This is a genomic window from Pseudoalteromonas sp. NFXS53, from assembly GCF_056629255.1.
Window position 1 is genome coordinate 1 of the sequence record NZ_JBWVBR010000011.1, and the last position, 20,433, is coordinate 20,433.

13 protein-coding genes are annotated in these 20,433 nt (G+C 41.4%); 8 read left to right on the forward strand and 5 right to left on the reverse strand.

The window, feature by feature from the left end:
* The first annotated feature begins 626 nt into the window (after window positions 1-626).
* The 3 genes from AC1HJP_RS12645 to AC1HJP_RS12655 all read left to right on the forward strand — a co-directional run bounded on the left by AC1HJP_RS12645 (window position 627) and on the right by AC1HJP_RS12655 (window position 5,128).
* Window positions 627-2,003 (forward strand): MBL fold metallo-hydrolase RNA specificity domain-containing protein, encoded by a 1,377-nt coding sequence (locus AC1HJP_RS12645; protein ID WP_480362237.1) that lies wholly within the window; start codon window positions 627-629, stop codon window positions 2,001-2,003.
* Window positions 2,004-2,104: 101 nt separating this feature from the next.
* Window positions 2,105-2,980, forward strand: coding sequence for a UTP--glucose-1-phosphate uridylyltransferase GalU (gene galU / locus AC1HJP_RS12650; protein WP_480362136.1), 876 nt, complete (start codon window positions 2,105-2,107; stop codon window positions 2,978-2,980).
* Between the two features lie 387 nt (window positions 2,981-3,367).
* Window positions 3,368-5,128: an acyltransferase family protein gene (locus AC1HJP_RS12655; protein WP_480362137.1), complete on the forward strand. Its 1,761-nt coding sequence runs from the start codon at window positions 3,368-3,370 to the stop codon at window positions 5,126-5,128.
* 1,410 nt (window positions 5,129-6,538) lie between these two features.
* Here the strand turns inward: AC1HJP_RS12655 and AC1HJP_RS12660 are convergent.
* Window positions 6,539-8,671: a S8 family peptidase gene (locus AC1HJP_RS12660; protein WP_480362138.1), complete on the reverse strand. Its 2,133-nt coding sequence runs from the start codon at window positions 8,669-8,671 to the stop codon at window positions 6,539-6,541.
* Window positions 8,672-8,997: 326 nt separating this feature from the next.
* On the opposite strand from AC1HJP_RS12660, the gene AC1HJP_RS12665 reads away from it, so the two are divergent.
* A complete protein-coding gene (locus AC1HJP_RS12665) occupies window positions 8,998-10,185 on the forward strand; it encodes a BaiN/RdsA family NAD(P)/FAD-dependent oxidoreductase (RefSeq protein ID WP_480362139.1) in 1,188 nt (395 codons plus the stop codon).
* Window positions 10,186-10,595: 410 nt separating this feature from the next.
* Here the strand turns inward: AC1HJP_RS12665 and AC1HJP_RS12670 are convergent, their stop codons facing one another.
* Window positions 10,596-11,267 (reverse strand): response regulator transcription factor, encoded by a 672-nt coding sequence (locus tag AC1HJP_RS12670; protein WP_480362140.1) that lies wholly within the window; start codon window positions 11,265-11,267, stop codon window positions 10,596-10,598.
* 403 nt (window positions 11,268-11,670) lie between these two features.
* Between AC1HJP_RS12670 and AC1HJP_RS12675 the strand changes: the two genes are divergently transcribed.
* The 4 genes from AC1HJP_RS12675 to AC1HJP_RS12690 all read left to right on the forward strand — a co-directional run bounded on the left by AC1HJP_RS12675 (window position 11,671) and on the right by AC1HJP_RS12690 (window position 17,895).
* On the forward strand, window positions 11,671-12,558 hold the full coding sequence (locus tag AC1HJP_RS12675; RefSeq protein WP_480362141.1) for a sulfite exporter TauE/SafE family protein: 888 nt from the start codon (window positions 11,671-11,673) through the stop codon (window positions 12,556-12,558).
* Window positions 12,559-12,699: 141 nt separating this feature from the next.
* Entirely contained in the window at window positions 12,700-13,344 is a 645-nt protein-coding gene (locus AC1HJP_RS12680; RefSeq protein WP_480362142.1) for a TetR/AcrR family transcriptional regulator, read from the forward strand.
* Window positions 13,328-14,677 (forward strand): efflux RND transporter periplasmic adaptor subunit, encoded by a 1,350-nt coding sequence (locus AC1HJP_RS12685; protein ID WP_480362143.1) that lies wholly within the window; start codon window positions 13,328-13,330, stop codon window positions 14,675-14,677. Before AC1HJP_RS12680 ends, AC1HJP_RS12685 begins: the two co-directional genes overlap by 17 nt.
* Window positions 14,678-14,679: 2 nt before the next feature.
* The gene (locus tag AC1HJP_RS12690; RefSeq protein WP_480362144.1) at window positions 14,680-17,895 is read left to right on the forward strand and encodes an efflux RND transporter permease subunit; all 3,216 of its coding nucleotides are present in this window, start codon (window positions 14,680-14,682) and stop codon (window positions 17,893-17,895) included.
* A gap of 173 nt (window positions 17,896-18,068) precedes the next feature.
* Here the strand turns inward: AC1HJP_RS12690 and AC1HJP_RS12695 are convergent, their stop codons facing one another.
* Genes AC1HJP_RS12695 through AC1HJP_RS12705 form a run of 3 tightly spaced genes read right to left on the reverse strand, consistent with a single transcriptional unit; the run spans window position 18,069 to window position 20,290 of the window.
* Window positions 18,069-19,325 (reverse strand): NAD(P)/FAD-dependent oxidoreductase, encoded by a 1,257-nt coding sequence (locus AC1HJP_RS12695; protein ID WP_480362145.1) that lies wholly within the window; start codon window positions 19,323-19,325, stop codon window positions 18,069-18,071.
* Window positions 19,326-19,370: 45 nt separating this feature from the next.
* On the reverse strand, window positions 19,371-19,691 hold the full coding sequence (locus AC1HJP_RS12700; protein ID WP_130254559.1) for a 2Fe-2S iron-sulfur cluster-binding protein: 321 nt from the start codon (window positions 19,689-19,691) through the stop codon (window positions 19,371-19,373).
* An 8-nt stretch (window positions 19,692-19,699) separates the two neighbouring features.
* The gene (locus tag AC1HJP_RS12705) at window positions 19,700-20,290 is read right to left on the reverse strand and encodes a carboxymuconolactone decarboxylase family protein (RefSeq protein WP_480362146.1); all 591 of its coding nucleotides are present in this window, start codon (window positions 20,288-20,290) and stop codon (window positions 19,700-19,702) included.
* Window positions 20,291-20,433: the final 143 nt, after the last annotated feature.

Genomic DNA, 20,433 nt, shown 5'->3' on the forward strand with positions numbered 1-20,433 from the left:
TCGCTGCTACCGAAGTGTTTTAATTTTGTGTGGGTCGTCATTTATTGCGCCAATGTATTTTATTAGGTAGCACCGACATATTGTGCAAAATATACGTTGCGAAGCAAGGTTATTTTTGCGCAAGGTGAAATGAGCAATTTTAGCAGTTGCAATGGAGTGCTCAATCAACAGAACGCGATATGAAATCGCTGCTACCGAAGTGTTTTAATTTTGTGTGGGTCGTCATTTATTGCGCCAATGTATTTTATTAGGTAGCACCGACTTATTGTGCAAAATATACGTTGCGAAGCAAGGTTATTTTTGCGCCAGGTGGAATGAGCAATTTTGGCAGTTGCAATGGAGTGCTCAATCAACAGAACGCGATATGAAATCGCTGCTACCGAAGTGTTTTAATTTTGTGTAGGTCGTCATTTATTGCGACATTATCGTGCAAAATACACGTTGCTAAGCAAGGTTACTTTTTCGACAGGTGAAAAGGGAAAATTTAACAGTCACTATGGAGTACTCAATTATCCAACTTATCTCTTCACCAACCATCGTTTTCTTCACTTTACCCAAACCGGTAACTTAGATATTGTTGCTCTTGTTTAAAAAAGGAGCACACTATGCCAAGTGGAGATGGCGAAATAATTATAAAACACCATGGTGCAACCCAAGGGGTAACCGGTTCTTGTCATGAGCTGGTTATCAGCGAGCAATCTAGCTTGCTCATTGATTGCGGCTTGTTCCAAGGAGAAGAATCTCGGCAACCTCTAAGTATCGAATTTGATATTCAAACCGTCTCAGCGCTTATCATCACCCATTGTCATATTGATCATGTTGGGCGTATTCCTTATTTGTTGGCCGCAGGTTTTTCCAAGCCTATTTATTGTACCCCCGCAACAGCCAAATTATTACCGCTTGTGATAGAAGATGCACTTAAAGTTGGCGTTACACGAGAACAAGCATTAATTAATACCTGCCTCAAGTTGTTACATAAACTGATTGTACCTTTAGAGTTTAATCAATGGCATAAAGTTAATTTAAGCTGCGAGTCTGAGGCAAAAATACGATTTCAGCGTGCAGGTCATATATTGGGTTCTGCATATGCTGAAATTGATATAGGGCAATGTCATGAACAATCCAAAAAAAGTAAGCGCATAGTTTTTTCTGGTGACTTGGGTGCGCCTTACACGCCTCTTTTACCTACGCCAAAACCACCTTATAAAGCCGATGTACTCGTACTTGAATCGACTTATGGTGATAAAAACCATGATGGTAGAAAGCAGCGTACTAAAAAGCTAAAACAAGTGATTGAGAAGGCTGTTAGTGATAATGGTGTTGTGCTTATCCCTGCTTTCAGTATTGGTCGAACTCAAGAGCTACTCTATGAGTTAGAGCAAATTATTCATAGCGCATCTCAAAAGTCAGTCTGGCAGAGTATAGAGGTCATTATCGACTCACCTATGGCGGCCAATTTCACTGAATTTTATCTAGAATTTAAAGAACTGTGGGATGCCGAAGCCAAGCGCCGTGTAAAACAAGGGCGACACCCTTTGGACTTTTCTAGTGTTGTCACAATAGGCGATCACAAAGAGCATGTTGCAGTGGTGAATTATCTAAGAACGCGAAATAAGCCCGCGATTGTTATCGCTGCTGGCGGTATGTGTAATGGCGGTCGTATCGTAAATTACCTTGAAGCATTTCTACCTGACTCTAAGGCGGACGTTTTATTTGTGGGTTATCAAGCTAAAGGCACTTTAGGGAGAAACATCCAAAAATATGGTACTAGAGGTGGTTATGTGTTTATTAATAACCAGCGTGTAAATATCAATGCTGCGATTTACACTATCAGCGGTTACTCTGCCCATGCCGATCAAGCAGGTCTAATTCGGTTTGCCACTAAGATGAAAAGTCCGCCAAGCGTGATCAAGCTTGTACATGGTGATAAATCTGCAAAACAAGTACTTAAGAATAAGTTAGCTCCTTTATTACCAAAAACAGAAATACAAATCCCAGAGTAAAGCTTTTAATAGTACTTTACGGGTTGTTATTCGACTCGAAAGGCCGTTAAAATAACGAAAATGCCAAAGAATATGGCGATAAATAATAAATTGGACGAATTATGAAAGCAGTTATCCCAGTAGCGGGCCTTGGTACTCGTATGCTCCCTATGACGAAAGCCATTCCTAAAGAAATGCTACCTTTAGTTGATAAGCCTCTTATTCAATACATTGTGAAAGAGTGTGTTGCTGCTGGTATTAAAGAGATAGTGTTAGTCACACACTCTTCTAAAAATGCCATTGAAAACCACTTCGATACGAGTTTTGAACTTGAAGCTACCCTAGAAAAGCGTGTAAAGCGTAAGCTTTTAGATGAAGTTCGCGGTATTTGCCCAGAAGACGTAACCATTATGCATGTACGTCAGGGTGAAGCTAAAGGATTAGGTCATGCAATTATGTGCGCGCGTCCAATCGTTGGTGAAGACGATTTTGTTGTGGTACTACCTGATGTAATTCTAGATGAGTACACGGCAGATCAAAGCTCTGAAAATTTAGCTGCGATGATTGCTCGTTTTAGAGAGTCAAGTGCTAGCCAAATCATGCTTGAGCCTGTAGCACAAGAAGATGTCAGTAAGTACGGTATTGCTGATATCAACGGTGCTGAACTGAATGCGGGTGAAAGTGCGCCAATCAAAACTATGGTTGAAAAGCCTGCAGTTGCAGATGCACCTTCAAACCTTGCTGTAGTAGGGCGCTATGTGTTGTCTAAAAACATTTGGCCACTCCTTAAGAAAACACCAATTGGTGCTGGCGGTGAAATTCAACTAACTGATGCTATCGATATGCTAATGGAGCAAGAGACTGTAGAAGCATTCCATATGAGCGGTCGAGTACACGATTGCGGTGATAAAATGGGTTACCTAAAAGCCATTGTTGAATATGCAATGCGTGACGAAGCGTTAGGTCCTGAGTTCACAAAATTTGTGAAGAGTCTTTAATTTCTAGTTGTGTGATTACCAAGAGGTGCTGACGGTATAAGTGCCAAGCGACCTTGGCGTAGTCACACTATTAATATTACCGAGTTATTCAAGTTTTGCTAATCATAACGCTGTAGTATCCATATTTCCCATTAGCCAGATATTTCGAACGCCGCTAACATGTATGTCGGCTTCTCTTTATAGACTTGATAGGCCGTGACACTTTGGATTGCCCCATTCTTGGGGGAAGTTACACTTTAATTTGAGCTAAATTCTTTTCTGTTAATTCAAAACTCGCACTTACTAGCTTTTCTATTGCGCTGTGAATTGAAAAATTCTTACATTCTTTTTTTTTTGGTGACCAGATTACTGTACAATTTATCCCTTTGTAGAATTAGAGTTGTACATATGATTAATGTCAATATACAGTTACTTAGAGGTGTTTCAGTACTTCTAGTACTGCTTTTTCATCTGGATGTGGATGTTTTTAAGTTTGGATATATAGGGGTTGATATTTTCTTTTTGATATCCGGATTTTTAATGCCCATAATTCTTCCGAAGTATGATGCATGGGGGTTTATTAAAGCTCGTATTCGTAGACTTCTACCCGCTCTCTCTGCTGTAGTATTTACAACATTAGTTTTAGGCTATTTCTTACAATTACCTGGAGAGTACTTGAGTTTGGCAAACTCATCATTGAGCTCTTTTGCTTTCCTTAGCCAATTCTATTTTATGTTCAACACGGGATACTTCGATCAAGAATCAATATTTCAACCACTTCTACATACTTGGTCACTTGGAAATGAGTTTTTAGCTTATATTGCTGTTTTTATTTCATTATTACTTCTACCTAAAGAAAAATTAAAAAGCTTCTCGCTGGTTATGGTTTTTTTATCGGGTATATATACATTTTATATGATGACTTTTTCATCAATAAACTATTTAGACCCAATACCAAGAATATTTTTGTTCTTTATCGCTTTTTATGTATCTTACAACAGAGCTGACATAAAGATTTCTGATAAAAAGTTGGCTGTAGTTTCTTTTATTTCTCTGCTTTTAATCTGTGTTTTTTTTGGCGAACAAATTTTACTTAAATCCTGGCCTAACTATTCTATTTTGTTTTTTCCAAGTTTAATCCTTCCTTTGATGTTGATGGATAAAAATATAACACCATTTTTTGTTTTAAATAAGACACTTAAAAAGTTTGGTGATTGGAGTTACTCTATATATATATGGCATTGGCCCGTGATTGCTTTTGAGAGGATTTATCTTAGAAACGCTTATATAAGTAATAAGGAAGTATTATTCCTGTTTGTTGTAAGTGTTGTTGTTGGTGTTTTTTCTTATTATTTTATTGAGCGAAGAAAGCATATTGGAATTATAGGTTTAGTTCTTTCTTTGATTTTTTCTATAGGAATATACATTACAAATGGAGCATCTTATAGGACACCAGAGTCGTTGAGTAATTATTCATCTGTAGAGAGAATGACTGATAATAAATATTACCTCTCTGTGGAGAAAGTACAGGGTATTGATGTATTTAAGGTTGCTAACGGGGAAGTAAAAGGCACTACGGTATTGATAGGTGATAGTCACTCTCGACATATGCTGCCAATATATAAGTCAGGGTATAAATCTGATATTTTTCGTATTTCTCTTCAACCCAGTGAACTGATAGAAAATTGGAGAGAAGTTAATACTATTCTTGAAAGTCTGGGGGCAGATAAAATAATTTTTGCATACAGGTTTGATAAGAAAAATGAAAAAGAAGTAGAGTTATTGGTTGAAAAAATTAGCTTTCCGAACTTTACGAATAAATATGAAGTATCAATTATAAGAGATATCCCTTCATTTGACGGCGACCCAATATCTTGTCTTTTTGCAAATGAGTCAGACCTGCTTTTCAAGGGATGTGGGTTTGATATTAAGCATGGAATACCTGTTAGTGAAGTTATGAATCGTGACAGTTCTATTTGGAAGATTGTCTTTAATAATTCAAGCAATAAAATCAGGTTAATTGATACTCATAATAAAATGTGTAATTTGGATACTTGCATAACTATGGTTGAAGGTGAGTTTATTATGAGGGATAGCAACCATTTTAATGAAAAAATGTCACATACAGCTAATTTTTATCTGTATGAATTATTATTTGAGTACCGCTAATTATAAATGTTTCTCAGGCTGGATCACCGAATAGTGATCTGGCCGCATTTCAAACTTCAGATGATGGTTGACCTGTCCATTCCATTCCTAAATGTAATTTCTAAGTTCGATACCGGGGCACTTTTAGTTAGTGAGTTACGAGATGAAAGTTATGAGTTAGTTTGTAGGTGACGGTTTATCAGGCGCTTTATGTAAATGAGTGTGATGTAAAGTCAATTTATATAGTGATTTCTGAATTCTCGGTAGCACCGACTTATCGTGCAAAATACACGTTGCGAAGCAAGGTTACTTTTGCGCAAGGGCGAAACGCGTCTTGAGGCTTGCGAGTGCGCGCAGCAAGACTAGCGTTTAGCGTGAGGCCTAGGATGGCCGAACCGGACCTATGCTACATGGAAGTATTACAACTCAACTCTTATAAAGACCGAAACGAAGTTTCGCAGCACGAGGAGGTGAGGGTATGGATACCCGATGGGCGAAGCTACATGGATGTAAAACAACACTTCATCCAGAACTTTCCATTTATAGTGCGCACAGCAAGACTAGCGTTGAGCGTGAGGCCTTGGATGGCCGAACCGGACCCATGCTACATGGAAGTATTACAACTCACTATTATAAAGACCGAAACGAAGTTTCGCAGTACGAGGAGGTGAGGGTAAGGATACTCGATGGGCGTAGCTACATGGATGTAAAACAACACAGCGACCAGAGCTTTTCATTTACAGTGCGCGAAGCAAGGTTAAGTGAGCAATCTTATCAGCAACTACGGAGTACTCAACCTGTGGTTTTATCATCGTTCATGGCGACAAGGTGTTTTATGTTTCGGTAGCACCGACTTTATGTCGGGTAATTCAATTCATAGCATCAATTAAAAAGCCTTGTTGCACTAAAGCACAACTTTTTCCAAAACAGAACGCGATATAAAATCGCTGCTACCGAAGTGTTTTAATCATATGTAGGTCGTCATTTATGAGGGCAGGTTTAGTTAGCTTGTTGCACTTAAGCGCAACCTTTTTCAAAACAGAACGCGATATAAAATCGCTGCTACCGAAGTATTTTAATCTTATTTAGGCCGTCATTTTCGTGCAAAATACATGTTGCGAAGCAGGGTTATTTTCGCGCAAGGTGAAATAAGCAATTTTAACTGCTGCAATGGAGTACTCAATCTGTGGTTTTATCGTCATTATCGTGCAAAATACACGTTGCGAAGCAAAGTTATTTTTGCGCAAGGTGAAATGAGCAAATTTAGCAACTGCAATGAAGTACCCAATCAACAGAACGCGATATAAAATCGCTGCTACCGAAGTGTTTTAATCTTATGTAGGTCGTCATTTATGGCGACAAAAATGCAAACACAAAAAAGCCGAGCTGAACTCGGCTTTGTTATAAGAGACCTAATAAGTAGGGTAGAAATTACTTATATTGTGCGTCTAGTGTCACACCAGAGAAGCTGCTGTAAGCACGTAAACCGATGTGCCAAGTACCAGCTTGTGGGTTTGTGAATGTACAAGTTTCAGCATTACCGTTTTTGTACGGACGACAATCGTAAGTTGAAGTAGTTGGTTGGCTACCTTGTCTTACATATAGGTCAGCATCACCAGAACCACCAGACATAGTCACTGTAAAGCTTGTCATGCCCGCAGGGATATCAACTGTTTTGTAAACCCAATTGCCACGGCTTGCAGAAAGGTTCGTTTCAGTGATACCACCAGGTTGTGGGCCTGTTGCACCCGCAGTTAAATCACCTTGTAAGCTTACGCCTGTGTATGCAGAGTAACCTTGAAGCATTACGTGATACGTGCCTGCTGCTGGGTTATCGATGGTACATACTTCGTTGTTACCGCCTTTATAAGGGCGACAGTCGTATGACGATGTAGTCGGCTTGCTACCTGCTTTAACATAAAGGTCAGCATCACCTGTGCCACCGCTCATCGTGAATGTTACTTTGCTTGTGTTTGCTGGTACTTCCATTGTGTAGAAGTCTTGGCCGCCTTGCGAACCGCTAAGGCCTGTTTTAGCAACGCCATCAGCTAGTACATTGTCACCTACTGGAGGCTCAACTACACCGCCAGATGCTTCAGCAACTGCTGCAGCTGCATCGATAATACCCGTACCACAGTTGTTACAAGTCGCACCGAAGCTCTTTGTTGTATTCTTAAGAATCGTTTCAATCTCATCAGGCGTCGCTGAAGGCTTAGCTTGTTTGATTAGTGCCGCTACACCTGCAACATGAGGTGCTGCCATTGATGTACCTTGAGAGTAAGCATAGCTGTCAGAGCTTGGTGTTGTTGAACCTGAGTTGTAAGTAGATAAAACACCCTCAGGGTCATTTGCAAAGCTTTGTGCGCCACCCGGTGCTGCTACGTCAATGTTTGAGCCATAGTTTGAGTAGTAAGCACGACCACCGTTACGACCTACCGCAGCAACGTTCACTACGCCAGAACAGTTACCTGGGTTGTAGTTTGCTGAGTTATCGTTGTCGTTACCTGCAGCAATAACAACTACCGCACCATTTGCACGTGCTTGGTTAATTGCGTTTTGCGTTGTTGAACTACAAGCACCACTGCCACCTAAACTCATATTGATTACGTCAGCTGGGTTAGGGTTTGCAGGAACGCCAGACACTGAACCACCTGCAGCCCAGATAATACCGTCAGCGATATCAGATGTTAAACCACCACATTTACCAAGTACACGTACAGGCACAACTTTTGAGTCATAAGCAACACCAACAACCCCTTCGCCGTTGTTTGCTACCGCCGCAACCGTACCCGCAACGTGTGTACCGTGCCAGCTTGAACCTTGTGCACCGTGTGTGTATCCACACTCGTTTGCAGAAATCGCATCACCTGGATCGCTCGCGTCTGAATCACGACCACCACCATCATTGGCAACTAGTGTGTTTGAGATCATGTCATAACCAGGTAGTAGGTTAGCGTTTAGATCTGCGTGAGGGCGGTAACCTGTATCAAGCACAGCAACTACAACGCCAGCACCGGTTGCGCTATCCCATGCCGCAGGTGCGTTAATGCCCGCTGTATTTTCAAAATAGTGCCACTGATCAGAGTACTGTGGATCATTTGGAGTCGCAGTTGGTTTTAGCATTTGGTCAATTTCGATGTACTCAACATTGCCAGATGCTGCAATTTCTTGCATTAATTCGTTTGCTTCAAGCGCTGATAGTTTTTTGTTAACACGCATTACGTGGTGGTTGCTTAACGCCATTGCACGTACGTACTGAGGTGTTACTTTTGCTTTTTTACTTTTAAAGTTCTTAACAAAAGACTGAGCGCGTTGATTCATCATTGCTGGAGAAAGATCTCCGAACTCAGCTGACATCATCATTTGCTGTTGCATGTTGTCTTTATATTTGATGATGAACTGAGTGCCAAGCGTTGACTGGCTTTTTAGTTTTGCCGCTGTTTGGTTAACAGAAGGTGTGTTTACTTGGTCTTGAAAAGGTAAAGCTGAAACTGAACCTGCTACCATCGCAGAGGCCATTGCTAGGCTAAGTGCGCCTAATTTAAATGGTGTTTTAATTGTCATAATAGTTTCCCAATAGTCACTTGTTGTTTTTCTTCGCCAAACTGCGGCGAGAAAGAAAAGTAAAATAAAAGTTAATTTTTTGAAAGAGGAAGTTTGGTTATTAGTGTATGTGCAATGGTTATATATGGATGGATAAACGTCTTTTAAATTTAAAAGGGTATTGATTATTAAGGTTTTTTTAAATTTAAATGAAAGTTTAGAGTTTTAACTAGTAATGTAAACATATGTAAATAGCTAGTAATTTTGTGTTAATTTTATGCTTGTTTGCACAAAAGACCCACCATCAAGGTATAATCCTCCCCGATTTCGGCTAAACAGAGAAAAATATGTTGCAATACGATGTGGTGATTATTGGTGCAGGTGCTGCGGGTTTAATGTGTGCAGCTCAGGCTGGCTATCGAGGCAGACGTGTTGCAGTTGTTGATATGGGCAAAAAGCCAGGTCGTAAAATCTTGATCAGTGGCGGTGGGCGTTGCAACTTTACCAACGAGGGCGCAAGCCCAGCAAATTACTTGTGTGGTAATCCGCATTTCGTTAAATCTTGTTTAAGCCGCTATACACAACATGATTTTATAGAATTTGTTGACCGTCATGGGCTTGCTTACCATCATAAAACCTTAGGTCAGTTATTTTGCGACAATAGCGCACAAGATATCGTTGATATTCTCATGACAGAATGTGAATGGGCGGGCGTTGAATTACACCTCAGAAATGAAGTATTAAGCGTCTCTGAGTTAGCAGAAGGCGGTTATCAGGTAACTACCTCAGATAGTGTCTTTACCTGTGAGTCGCTGGTTGTAGCCGCAGGTGGCTTAACTATGCCGAAACTTGGTGCTACGCCGATTGGTTATAAAATCGCAGAGCAATTTAATTTAAAGGTGTTGCCGACAATGGCGGCGCTTGTGCCATTTACTCTTCATGATCATGATAAAACGCGTTTTGATGGTTTATCAGGGGTGAGTATTCCATGTTTGGTCTCGAGTGAATGCGGCACTGAATTTAGAGAAAATATTTTATTTACGCACCGTGGTTTATCAGGGCCCGCTATCTTGCAAATCTCATCATTTTGGCGAGCAGGGCAAGCGGTAACCATAAACTTATTGCCAGACCTTCAATTAGATGAAGCTATTCACCAATGGCGCAAAGAGCAAGGCAGTAAGTCTTTAAAGAACACCTTGTCTAATATCTTGCCAAAGCGCTTCATTGAAGTGCTGATCAACGAACAAGCTATTCCAGATAAAGCATTGAATCAATTAACACACACTGAAATTGATAAAGTTGCAAAATACATTCACCAGTGGCAGATCAAACCTAATGGCACAGAAGGTTACAGAACCGCTGAGGTGACCTTGGGTGGTGTAGACACCGATGAGTTAAGCTCAAAGACATTTGAATCGAAAAAGCAAAAAGGTTTGTACTTTATCGGTGAAGTAACCGATGTGACTGGTTGGCTAGGGGGTTACAACTTCCAGTATGCGTGGAGTTGTGGTTGGGCATGCGGGCAAGCTTGTTAGTTTTTCAGCATAAATGACGACCTACACAAGACTAAAACACTTCGGTAGCAGCGATTTTATATCGCGTTCTGTTGGTTGAGTACTCCATTGCAGTTGCTAAATTTGCTCATTGCACAAAAATAACCTTGCTTTGCAATGTGTATTTTGCACGATAATGTCGCCATAAATGACGACCGACACAAGATTAAAACAGTTCGGTAGCAGCGATTTTATATCGCGTTCTGTTGATTGAGTACTCCATTGCAGTTGCTAAATTTGCTCATTGCACAAAAATAACCTTGCTTCGCAATGTGTATTTTGCACGATAATGTAGCCATAAGTGACGACCTACAGATAACAAAACAATTACCTGTAGGTTGTGCTTTAGCGCAACAATATTATTGATTTAATACCGCACTCAAAAGTGAAGCTTAAACTAATATATTTACCTCATTATTCAATGCCATTGCTGCAGAACGATTAGGCGCATTTAATTTTTCTAAAATCTTCGCGACATGGTTCTTTACCGTATATTGGCTGATCCCTAGGATCATACCAATCTCTCCATTGGTTTTGCCTGATGATATCCAATCTAACACTTCTTTCTCACGCCCTGTAAGTAAGTGGATAGGTGAGTTATAAGCTCTCATAGACTCGTACCTAAACAGCTGTGCTTTATGTAGATAAGGTAAAATGAGCTCGATTAGATAAGACGCTGGGGCCGATGTGTTTGAGCGTTTGTTATTAAAGGCCACCAAAGTAACAAATCCAGAGTCTTGGTTATCTAAATCATATGTCGCGATATCAGATAATGGGTTTCTCGCTTTTGCGTAGCTTTTCAATAAATTAATATTGTTTAATTTAGTGCAATTAATGGTTTTTAGCAGTTGTTGTTGTTGGTTAGGTGAGTATTCGATTGAATAATCAGTTTTAACTGATAGGTTCGACTTATCTATTAATGCGATGTATAGCGCTTCTTTTTCAGCAAAAAACATAACCTCTTCAAAAATAGTGAGATCAAAAGAACGGTCCTTTATAGATGTTTTTAACAGCTCTATGGCCTTTAAAATACTTGATAGCTCTTCAGTACAACCCAAAAACATGTGCATTCTCCTTAAAATACGATGTCAAGGTAATGAATTTATTCATATTAATTCTGCAGACGGTGCAGTAACTAAATTCATATTTAATTAATCGCGTGATTAATTAAAGCATGGATGCGGAATTGATAGCAATTAAAAGTGAAGAAATTGTGAATGAAAAAAAATAAATCGCTGATCTCGAGTAATTGTCATAAAACTGGGTGTTAAACAAGCAAAATTGGGCCGTATAGACGGATACAAGTAATTTTTATGTAATCTAATAATGAAGTTGAGTGAGGTGATAACAGATAATTCAAGCTCTCTGTTTTTGCGACATGAGTGATAGATGGTCCTATCAGACTATACGAAGTGTCAACGCATATGGTTAGACTTAACAGGCGATTGAAAGGGATCAAGGTGTAATATGATTGAAAGATTACGGCGACCATCGTCATGGCCATTTTATTTTACCGTGCTGATTTATGCTGCATTGATTTGGTTACAAGGCCTCTCGAACTCATTGTTGCAAATAGTTCATGAATTTGAGATCGCGTTAACGATGGCATTAGGCTCTTTTGTGGCTGGTGGTACAGCTTTAGGTGGGGGAGCGGTTGCATTTCCTGTGATGACCAAGGTTTTAGCTATAGATCCCGCTACTGCTAAAGTGTTTTCTCTGGCTATACAGAGCTTTGGTATGACTGCGGCAGCAATCACCATTTTTTGTCGTCGCATTCCTATTTATAACAACATCGTTTTCATGGCATTGCCTATGTCGGCTTTAGGCGTGGCAATCAGTTTGTTGTATGTGGCCCCATTCGCGCCGAGATTATTGGTTAAATCGATTTTCAGTTTTCTACTTTTGTGTTTCGCCATTACCATGGTGCTGCGCTGGTGGAGAAAAGCACATCATCAACCGAGTGCTGAGCATATAAAGCCTAGCCTAGGACGGTTTTTATTCGTTGGGTTTGTTGGCGGTATTGCTAGCGGTTTAGTGGGGTCTGGTTCAGATATCGCATTATTTGCTTTGCTGATCATTGCCTACCAAGCCGACATCAAAAAAGCGACCGCAACTTCTGTAGTGGTGATGGCATTTACTTCATTGGTGGGCAGCGCCATTAATGCTTGGCATCTCAATGCGATTACCCCTGAAATTGAACAATATCTATTGGCTGCAATTCCCATTGTTGTTGTTGGCGCACCGCTCGGGGCTTATGTGTGTTCAAAAGTGAAAGTTGGCCAATTAGTGAGTTTTTTACTGTTGTTAATCAGCCTAGAAGTATTCTTTACAGGTTATGAACTATGGCAGCAGTAAATGCAATCTTCACCTGGCACTCGCAATCAAGAGAATTAGCATAAGTATCTATTCCATAAATAAAAAATAAACTTTAGTTGACTAAATAATGAACTTTATATTTAATTAACCGGTTGGTTAATTAAATATAAAGAGAATAAAATGACAACAAAAGTTACTCGAGGAAGGCCTGTTTGCGAAACTAAAAAAGCGGAGCAAAAGGCTAAGCTGATTATCGCTGCACAGCATTTACTCAACGTAAAATCGTATAGCCAGATCACTATTCGAGAGATAGCTGCCGAGGCAAAAGTAAACTCAGCGATGATTAAATATTACTTTGAGAGTAAAGAGGGCTTATTCGTTGAACTGATCCAAGCCTTAGCTGATGAACACTTTTCCCAATTTGGTGATTTGCATGCACAGGCTCGCCCTGTTTATCACTTTATGTGTCAGTTTAATCAAATCTTGCAAACGAACCCCGGATTTGTGCATTTGTTAGCGGAAGAAATTCTAAACAAAACCACGCCTTTAGCGAAGGCTTTTATGAGTGCGTTTCCAGAACGAGTGTCGCAATTTTTACCTGAGTTAATCAAACAAGAAACTGGCATTGAAGATCATAAAAAAGCCAAGTTGGCGGCTTTTTCACTGATGACACAATTGGTGTCACCTTACATTTTTAAAACATTACGTCAGCAAGCTTGGCAAATTGAAGATGCCGACATACAAAGCGAACAGCGTGTAAAGGAATTATATCTACAGTTTATTTTTGGCTTAAAGGAGCAACAAACTCATGAGGTGGAATTTTAGTGCAAGAAGGAACTTGCCTATCGCAGTGGCGATTGGCGTTCTATTAGTTGTCATCATTGTTAAATTAAATGCGTCAATGCAGCATCAGCCTACGACTGATGACGGTCAATTAGCGCATTATCAGTTGCTCAATCAGCGAGCAATAAAGCCAGAAATAGTGGGCTTTGGGCGCGTAGAGCCAAATATTCAATTTAATAGTATTGCTGAGGTGTCGGGTAAAATTATCTATGTACATCCAGCACTAAAAAAAGGCGAGCTATTTGAGCAAGGCTCTTTATTACTATCAATAGATGACAGTGATTACCAACTCCAACTGGCAAAAGCCAATGCCAACTTAGCTGCAGCAGAGGTTGAACTTGCAGCCAAGAAGACCGCACAATTAAATAATGCGCTCGACATTAAACTTAGCCACAACAAGCTCAAAATAGCGCAAAGCGAATACGAGCGCTTAGCGCGTTTATTTAAGCAAAAAAGCATATCTCAAAATGAGCTAGATAGAGCCCAGCAACAAGTGTTATTGCAACAGCAAGACTTGCAACGTAATGAAAATACCAAAAGCTTGTTGCCGTTAGAGATCAAAGCTCTACAGGCGGGAGTTAATAAAGCCCAAGCCGATGTGAAACAAGCACAGCTTGCGATTGAGCGTACACAAGTTCGTCTGCCATTTACGGGGCGTATTCATAAAGTGAATATTGAGCAATCGCAATGGGTCACTATGGGCATGCCATTATTCAGCGCCAGCGATGTGGCGCAAGTACAAATAAATGCCCAATTCACCTTTAACAGTTTTCATCAATTTACTGGTTTTTTTCAACGACCACCTAATATTACAACGTTATCAGGCCAAGGTATGGCCGCCTATTTTGACGAACAAGGTTTGCAAGCTCAGGTAGAGTTATTGGGTCATGAAGGTATGCGCTGGCAGGCTAAAATTGCTCGTATGAGTGATGAAATAGACCCACAAAGCCAAACTGTTGGGGTGGTTGTCACCATTGACGATAGTTATAAAAATATCGAGTTAGCAAACAAGCCGCCGCTATTGGCAGGTATGCGCGCAAAAGTAACATTAGTAGCCACAGAACAAAACTTCATTGCAGTGCCGAGGGCGGTGGTAAAAGGTCGCTATGCGCTTCTAGCCGATGCTCAAAACACATTACAAAAGCTTGATACGCGTGGTGCGCTGAAGCAGCAAAATTATTTTTTATTTCAAGATGAAAAGTTAGTCGGTGCGAAACTGATCACCACAGATCTTTTTCCTGTGATCGCAGGCAGTAAATTACAGTTAGTGCCAGAAAATGCCGTATTGGCGGTGACATCAGTGAAGGAGCTGTAATAATGATCCGCTTTTTTGCAGCGCACCCCACAGCAGCCAATATTTTAATGCTGCTGTTTATCGTGATTGGCTTAGTCAGCTTACCGCAAATTCACCGTGAAACTTTACCTAAAATCAACCAGTACCAGCTCGATATCGTGGTGCCTTACCCCGGAGCCAGTGCAGAAAACGTCGAACAAAAGATCTGTTTAAGTCTAGAAAGTGCGCTAGATGGGATCAGCTTTTTAGAAGAAAAACATTGTGTGGCACGACAAAATGTTGGCCAGATGACGGTCAAAATGTTTGAACAAGGTGACTTTGAACAGTTCAGTACTGACGTTAGAAATGCCATCGATACCATAGATGATTTTCCTGTTCAGGTTGAGCAATGGACCATTAATGAGCGAGGGCGTACACAAGATGTGGTGAGTGTCGCAGTGACCACTCATACGGCACAAAATGGCGCAGACAGCGGTTTATCGCGCGTTGAGTTAAAAGCCTTAGCAGAGCAAGTTAAAGTGACTTTACTGCGCCATCCTGACATTCCAATTGTTGAAATCAACGATTTTTCGAAACACCAGCTGCGTGTGACAGCATCGCAAGACGCGCTGCAACAATACGGCATGAGCTTGCAAACCTTGAGCCAGCGTTTAATTGCACAGAATATTGAACTGCCGCTTGGTGTGCTCGAAACATCAGAAGCCGACACGCAAATTCGTATTAAAGACGAACGTCGCTCTGCGGAGCAGTTGGCAGATGTAGTAGTGAGCACAGGCACACAAGGTAATCACGTGCGCATCGCCGATTTAGGGCAAGTGAGCGATACGTTTGAACGCGGTGAAAAGCAGATCTTTTTTAACGGTGCGCCTGCAGCCATTATCACCATTAAAAAGAACACCAACGAAGATAGTCTTAGGGTGTTACATGCCACCGAAGCGGTGCTGGCAAAGTTACAAACCAGTTTGCCAAGTGGGGTGCATTTAACCTTGACCAACGACAACACCAGTTTAGTGAAAGACAGGATCAATCTGTTGATCACCAATGCGTGGCAAGGTTTGTTGTTGGTATTTTTTGTGATGTGGCTATTTTTCTCTTTTAAATATGCGTTTTGGGTGGTGATGGGTCTACCTGTGTCATTTTTAGCGAGTTTCTTTCTAATGACGCACTTAGGGATCTCAATCAATATGCTCTCTATGGTGGCGCTGTTATTGGCGCTTGGGATCTTAATGGACGATGCCATCGTGATCGCCGAGTCTATTGGATCGCACATTGAAAAAGGCTTAAAAGTGCAAGATGCAGTACTTCAAGGCACGAAAGTCGTCTTGCCAGGGGTGTGTTCTTCGTTTGTCACTACGTTATGTATTTTTGTTGGTTTGATCTTTATTGAGGGTAATTTAGGGCAGATCTTAAAAGTGATCCCCATTGTGCTTATTTCTGTTATCACCGTTTCTTTGATTGAAGCCTTCTTCATTTTGCCGAACCACTTAAGTCATGCCTTACAAAGTAAAAGCAAAGATGGAAAATGGGCACAACGTGTTGGTGAAATTCGCGCTCGTTTTGAAGCTAAGTTTACCCATTGGAATCAGCAAATATTGCATTTGAACCATGTGTTGATCCGCTATCGCTACTTGGTGTTTGGTACGGTGATCGCCACCTTTTTATTGTCTTTGAGTATGTTGATTTCTGGCGTGCTGAAATTTACTGCATTCCCTGATATTGATGGCGATGTATTGCAAGCACGCCTGTTAATGCCAAACGGCACGCCGTTGGTTAAAACTCAGCAAACCATGCAAAAGATTGAGCAAGCTTTGGCGCGCACCAATGCAAAACTCAGTGAGCAAGAAGTTGGTGAGTTGGTGATTGCCAGCACTGTGGTGTATGGGCAAAACCCAGACTACCAAGATCAAGGGGCCAACTTGGCTTATATTTCAGTGGATTTACTCAGTGCCGAGCAGCGCAATACCCACTTACAGGCTTTTTCGGATCTATGGCGCAAAGAATTAGGTGATGTGCCAGAGGCGCTGAGTTTATCGTTCAAAGAGCCTAAATTGGGACCGCAGGGCAGAGCCGTCGATATTCGTTTGCAGTCTGACGATATAGAACAGCTGAGTCAGGCAGCCTACGAGCTAAAAAACTGGTTAAAGGGTTATCCTGGAGTGCAGAATATCACCGACGATTTGAGGCCGGGCAAACCTGAGTTTACCTTGACGCTTAAACCGGATGCATTAGTTACGGGCATTACCTCTGCTGACATTGCCCAGCAACTTAGGCCTGCATTTCAAGGCAGCAAATTATCTGACATTCATGTTGGGCTCGAAAACTACGAAGTGACGGTAAAACTGGCAGAGCAAAGTATGGACGAATACAGTGATTTTGATAACTTTCTGATTATTCATCCAAAAAGCCAAGTTGCCATTCCATTAGCTGCGTTAGTTAATATCGAGCAAACCCGAGGGCTTGCGGTGATCAACCGCGTGAATAATATGCCGACGGTTTCTGTATTCGCTGATATTGACAGTGAGCTTAATACCGCCTCTGTGGTGGTGAAAGATGTCGAAAAACGCTGGTTGTCTGAGCTCAATTCACGCTTTCCCGACATGGCTTATAGTATTGAAGGTGAAGTTAAAAATGCGGGGATCACTCAGTCGTCTATGCGCCGCGCCATGTTACTCGGCATGATAGGTATTTTCTTGCTGTTGGCTTTGCAATTCCAAAGTTATATCGAGCCTTTAATCGTCATGGTGTCTATTCCGTTTGCCATGATAGGCGTTATTTTAGGTCACTTTATTATGGGTATTAACTTCTCGATGCCCTCGCTAATGGGTTTTATTTCGTTGGCAGGTATTGTTGTTAATGATTCTATTTTGTTAGTGCAATTTGTGAAGCGTCGTGTCAAAGAAGGTTTGTCAGTACATGATGCTGCCGCTCAAGCCAGTCACGACCGTTTTCGTGCAGTGGTGTTAACATCAGTGACCACAATAGCAGGTATGACGCCGCTGTTATTCGAAACCAGTTTGCAGGCGCAGATCTTAATTCCGCTGGCGACCAGTATTGTGTTTGGTATTTTAGCCTCAACCTGTTTGGTACTGCTGGTGTTACCTTGCTTGTACAGCATTTTAGAAGACTTTGGAGTGGCAAAACCTTATCACAGTCATCATGGTATAGACTCAGGCGATGCGGTTAACGAGCGCGAGTTAGGTGGTAATGTAAAAGTTACAGCAGTAGTAAAATCAATTTAAACCGAGTCACAAAATTTAAAGGCCACAGCGGGGCAAACCGCTGTGGCTTTTTTGTTTTTATACCAGTCCTCTTAATTAAGCGGTCTATTTTGAGGCTGAAAAAAAGAGCCCTGACGGGCTCAAACACTAGGCTTAATTAGCTTGGTAAAATGCAGCTTTAAAAGCTGTGGAAATTAAATAGCTTGGGAGCGACCTGATAGCTGTTTTATCAAATCAATATTGGTATCGCCTATCAGTTCGATAGGCAGAGAGATTTTTTGATCTATGATCTTTTTTGCGGCCATAAAATCTTTTGCCGTGTTAATACAGTCAGCTGCGATGATGCGGCCTTGCTTTAAATACCACAATGAAAAGCTGCTTGATGAATGTTGGCGTAATACGGTGTTGTCATAGCCATTATTTAAGCCTGCGATCTGAATTTTGCAGTCGTATTGATCAGACCAAAACCAGGGTACTGACGTCACCGCTTGATGTTTACCACAAATCGTCGCGGCAGCGGTTTTTGCTTGTGCTAACGCATTTGGCACAGATTCAATACGTGTTGCGATACCACTGTGATGCTCAATACCTATGGTGCAATCGCCTGCAGCATAAATATTTTTATCTGTGGTTTGGCATAGTTCATTGACCACAATGCCATTTTGCTCCACCAGTAATCCAGCTTGTTCAGCAAGCTCAGTGTTAATTTCGGCGCCAATACCAACAATGACTAAATCGGCATTAAAATACTGCTCAGGCGCGTCTAATTGGGTAAGTGTTTTACAACGCACCCCAGTCACGGTTTGCTCACCGGTGAATGCTAAAACTTGTGTGTTGGTATGTATTTCTACGCCCTGTTGTTGGTGGAGCTGCTGATAAAACTCAGAAATAAAGGGCGCAGTAACGCGAGCAAGCAATCTCGGCGCTTGCTCTAGTAGTGTTATTTGATGGCCCATTTTATTGAGTACAGCAGCGGTTTCTAAACCAATGTAGCCGCCTCCAACCATCACAATACGCTGTTTATCTGTGTTTAATTGTGCAGCTAATTGTTCAATGTCTTTCAGGGTTTTTATATAAAAAACATTATTTAATTCACTGCCTGAACAAGTGATTTTACGCGCCCGACTGCCCGTGCACAGTAGCAAGTGTTCATAGCTTAGGCGCTCACCATTTTGCAGTACCACACTTTGTAAAGCGGGCTCTATTCTTGTCACTCGAGTGCGTAATTTTAGGGTGATGTTATCTTTTTGGTAGGCTTGCTCAGGTCTTATTAATAAGCCTTTTTCATCTACCTGACCCAGCAAATAATTTTTAGAAAGCGGAGGGCGATGATAGGGCAAGCTGTGTTCATCACTGATCAAAACAATTTCGTCAGTCCAGCCTTCTTTCCTTAAGCTAGTACAAGCTTGCGCGCCAGCATGTCCGCCGCCAATGATGATGCATCTTGCCATGATGTTATCCCTTAATTTTGTGGCTAAAGCTCAGACTATCCAGGGCTAGTATTGAGATTCTGGTAATCTTACTTGCAAGCCATGGTGCTCATCAGACACTAAAACCTGGCAACTTAGACGACTTAACTCAGTCGGCTCAGAGACCATTTCTAGCATATCTGCTTCACTGCTATTTGGTTCATTTACTTTGCCTTGCCAGTCGTCTGTTAAGTAACAATGACAGGTTGCGCAACTGCCTGAACCTCCACACTCAGCTTCAATGCCATCGATCATGTTTTCCATCGCGGCTTGCATTAAAGAAGTCCCTGCTGGTACATCTATGGTGGTTTCATTGCCGCTAAAATCAATAAAAGTAATATCAGGCATAACGACTCCTACACAGAAAAACGACTAAGTTGATTAATTTCAGCCAAGATAGCCGCCGGATCGGCTTCTAGTTGACTGTCCATGGTGGTATTCCAGCGGTTTAAAAAGCCACAAATGGCGATGACCGCTGAGATCTCAATGACCGCCGCTTCACTAAAGTGTTTACCTAAGTCGTCATAATGGTGTTTTTCTAGGTGAGCAGGCGAGGTGCTTGCAGCAAATGCAAAGCGAAGTGCTGCGCGTTCAGCATCGTCATATAAAATGCTGGTTTCAAATTCAAATGCGGCCAAGACCTTGGCACGATTCACATTCACGCGACTGGCGATATGCGAGAAATGCCCCTGACAATATTGGCACCCCGCAGCATTAGAACTAATGGTGGCAATCGCCCATTTTAGTTCTGTGCTGATGTGTTCAAATTGGCTTAAACAGCCAAACAACTGGCCAAAAGCTTTAGCGAGCATAGGGTTTTTAGCCATGGTCAAAATGCCGTTTGGTATAAACCCTAGATTGTTCTCAATGCCCTGAAAAATGGGCTCTAACTCAGGAATATCAGCGCGACTAACCGGGCTGACTAAGTGGTTTTTAGTTTGCTGCATTGCAGTCTTCCTAACTGTGATAGCGAGCCATCAAGGTATAGCTAAGCGTAGAACATTCCTATAGTCCCAACGGACCAAGGCCATAGTCCACAGGGGCTATATGGCTATATCAACATTCCCTGTAAGGTTTTTAATAGATTCAA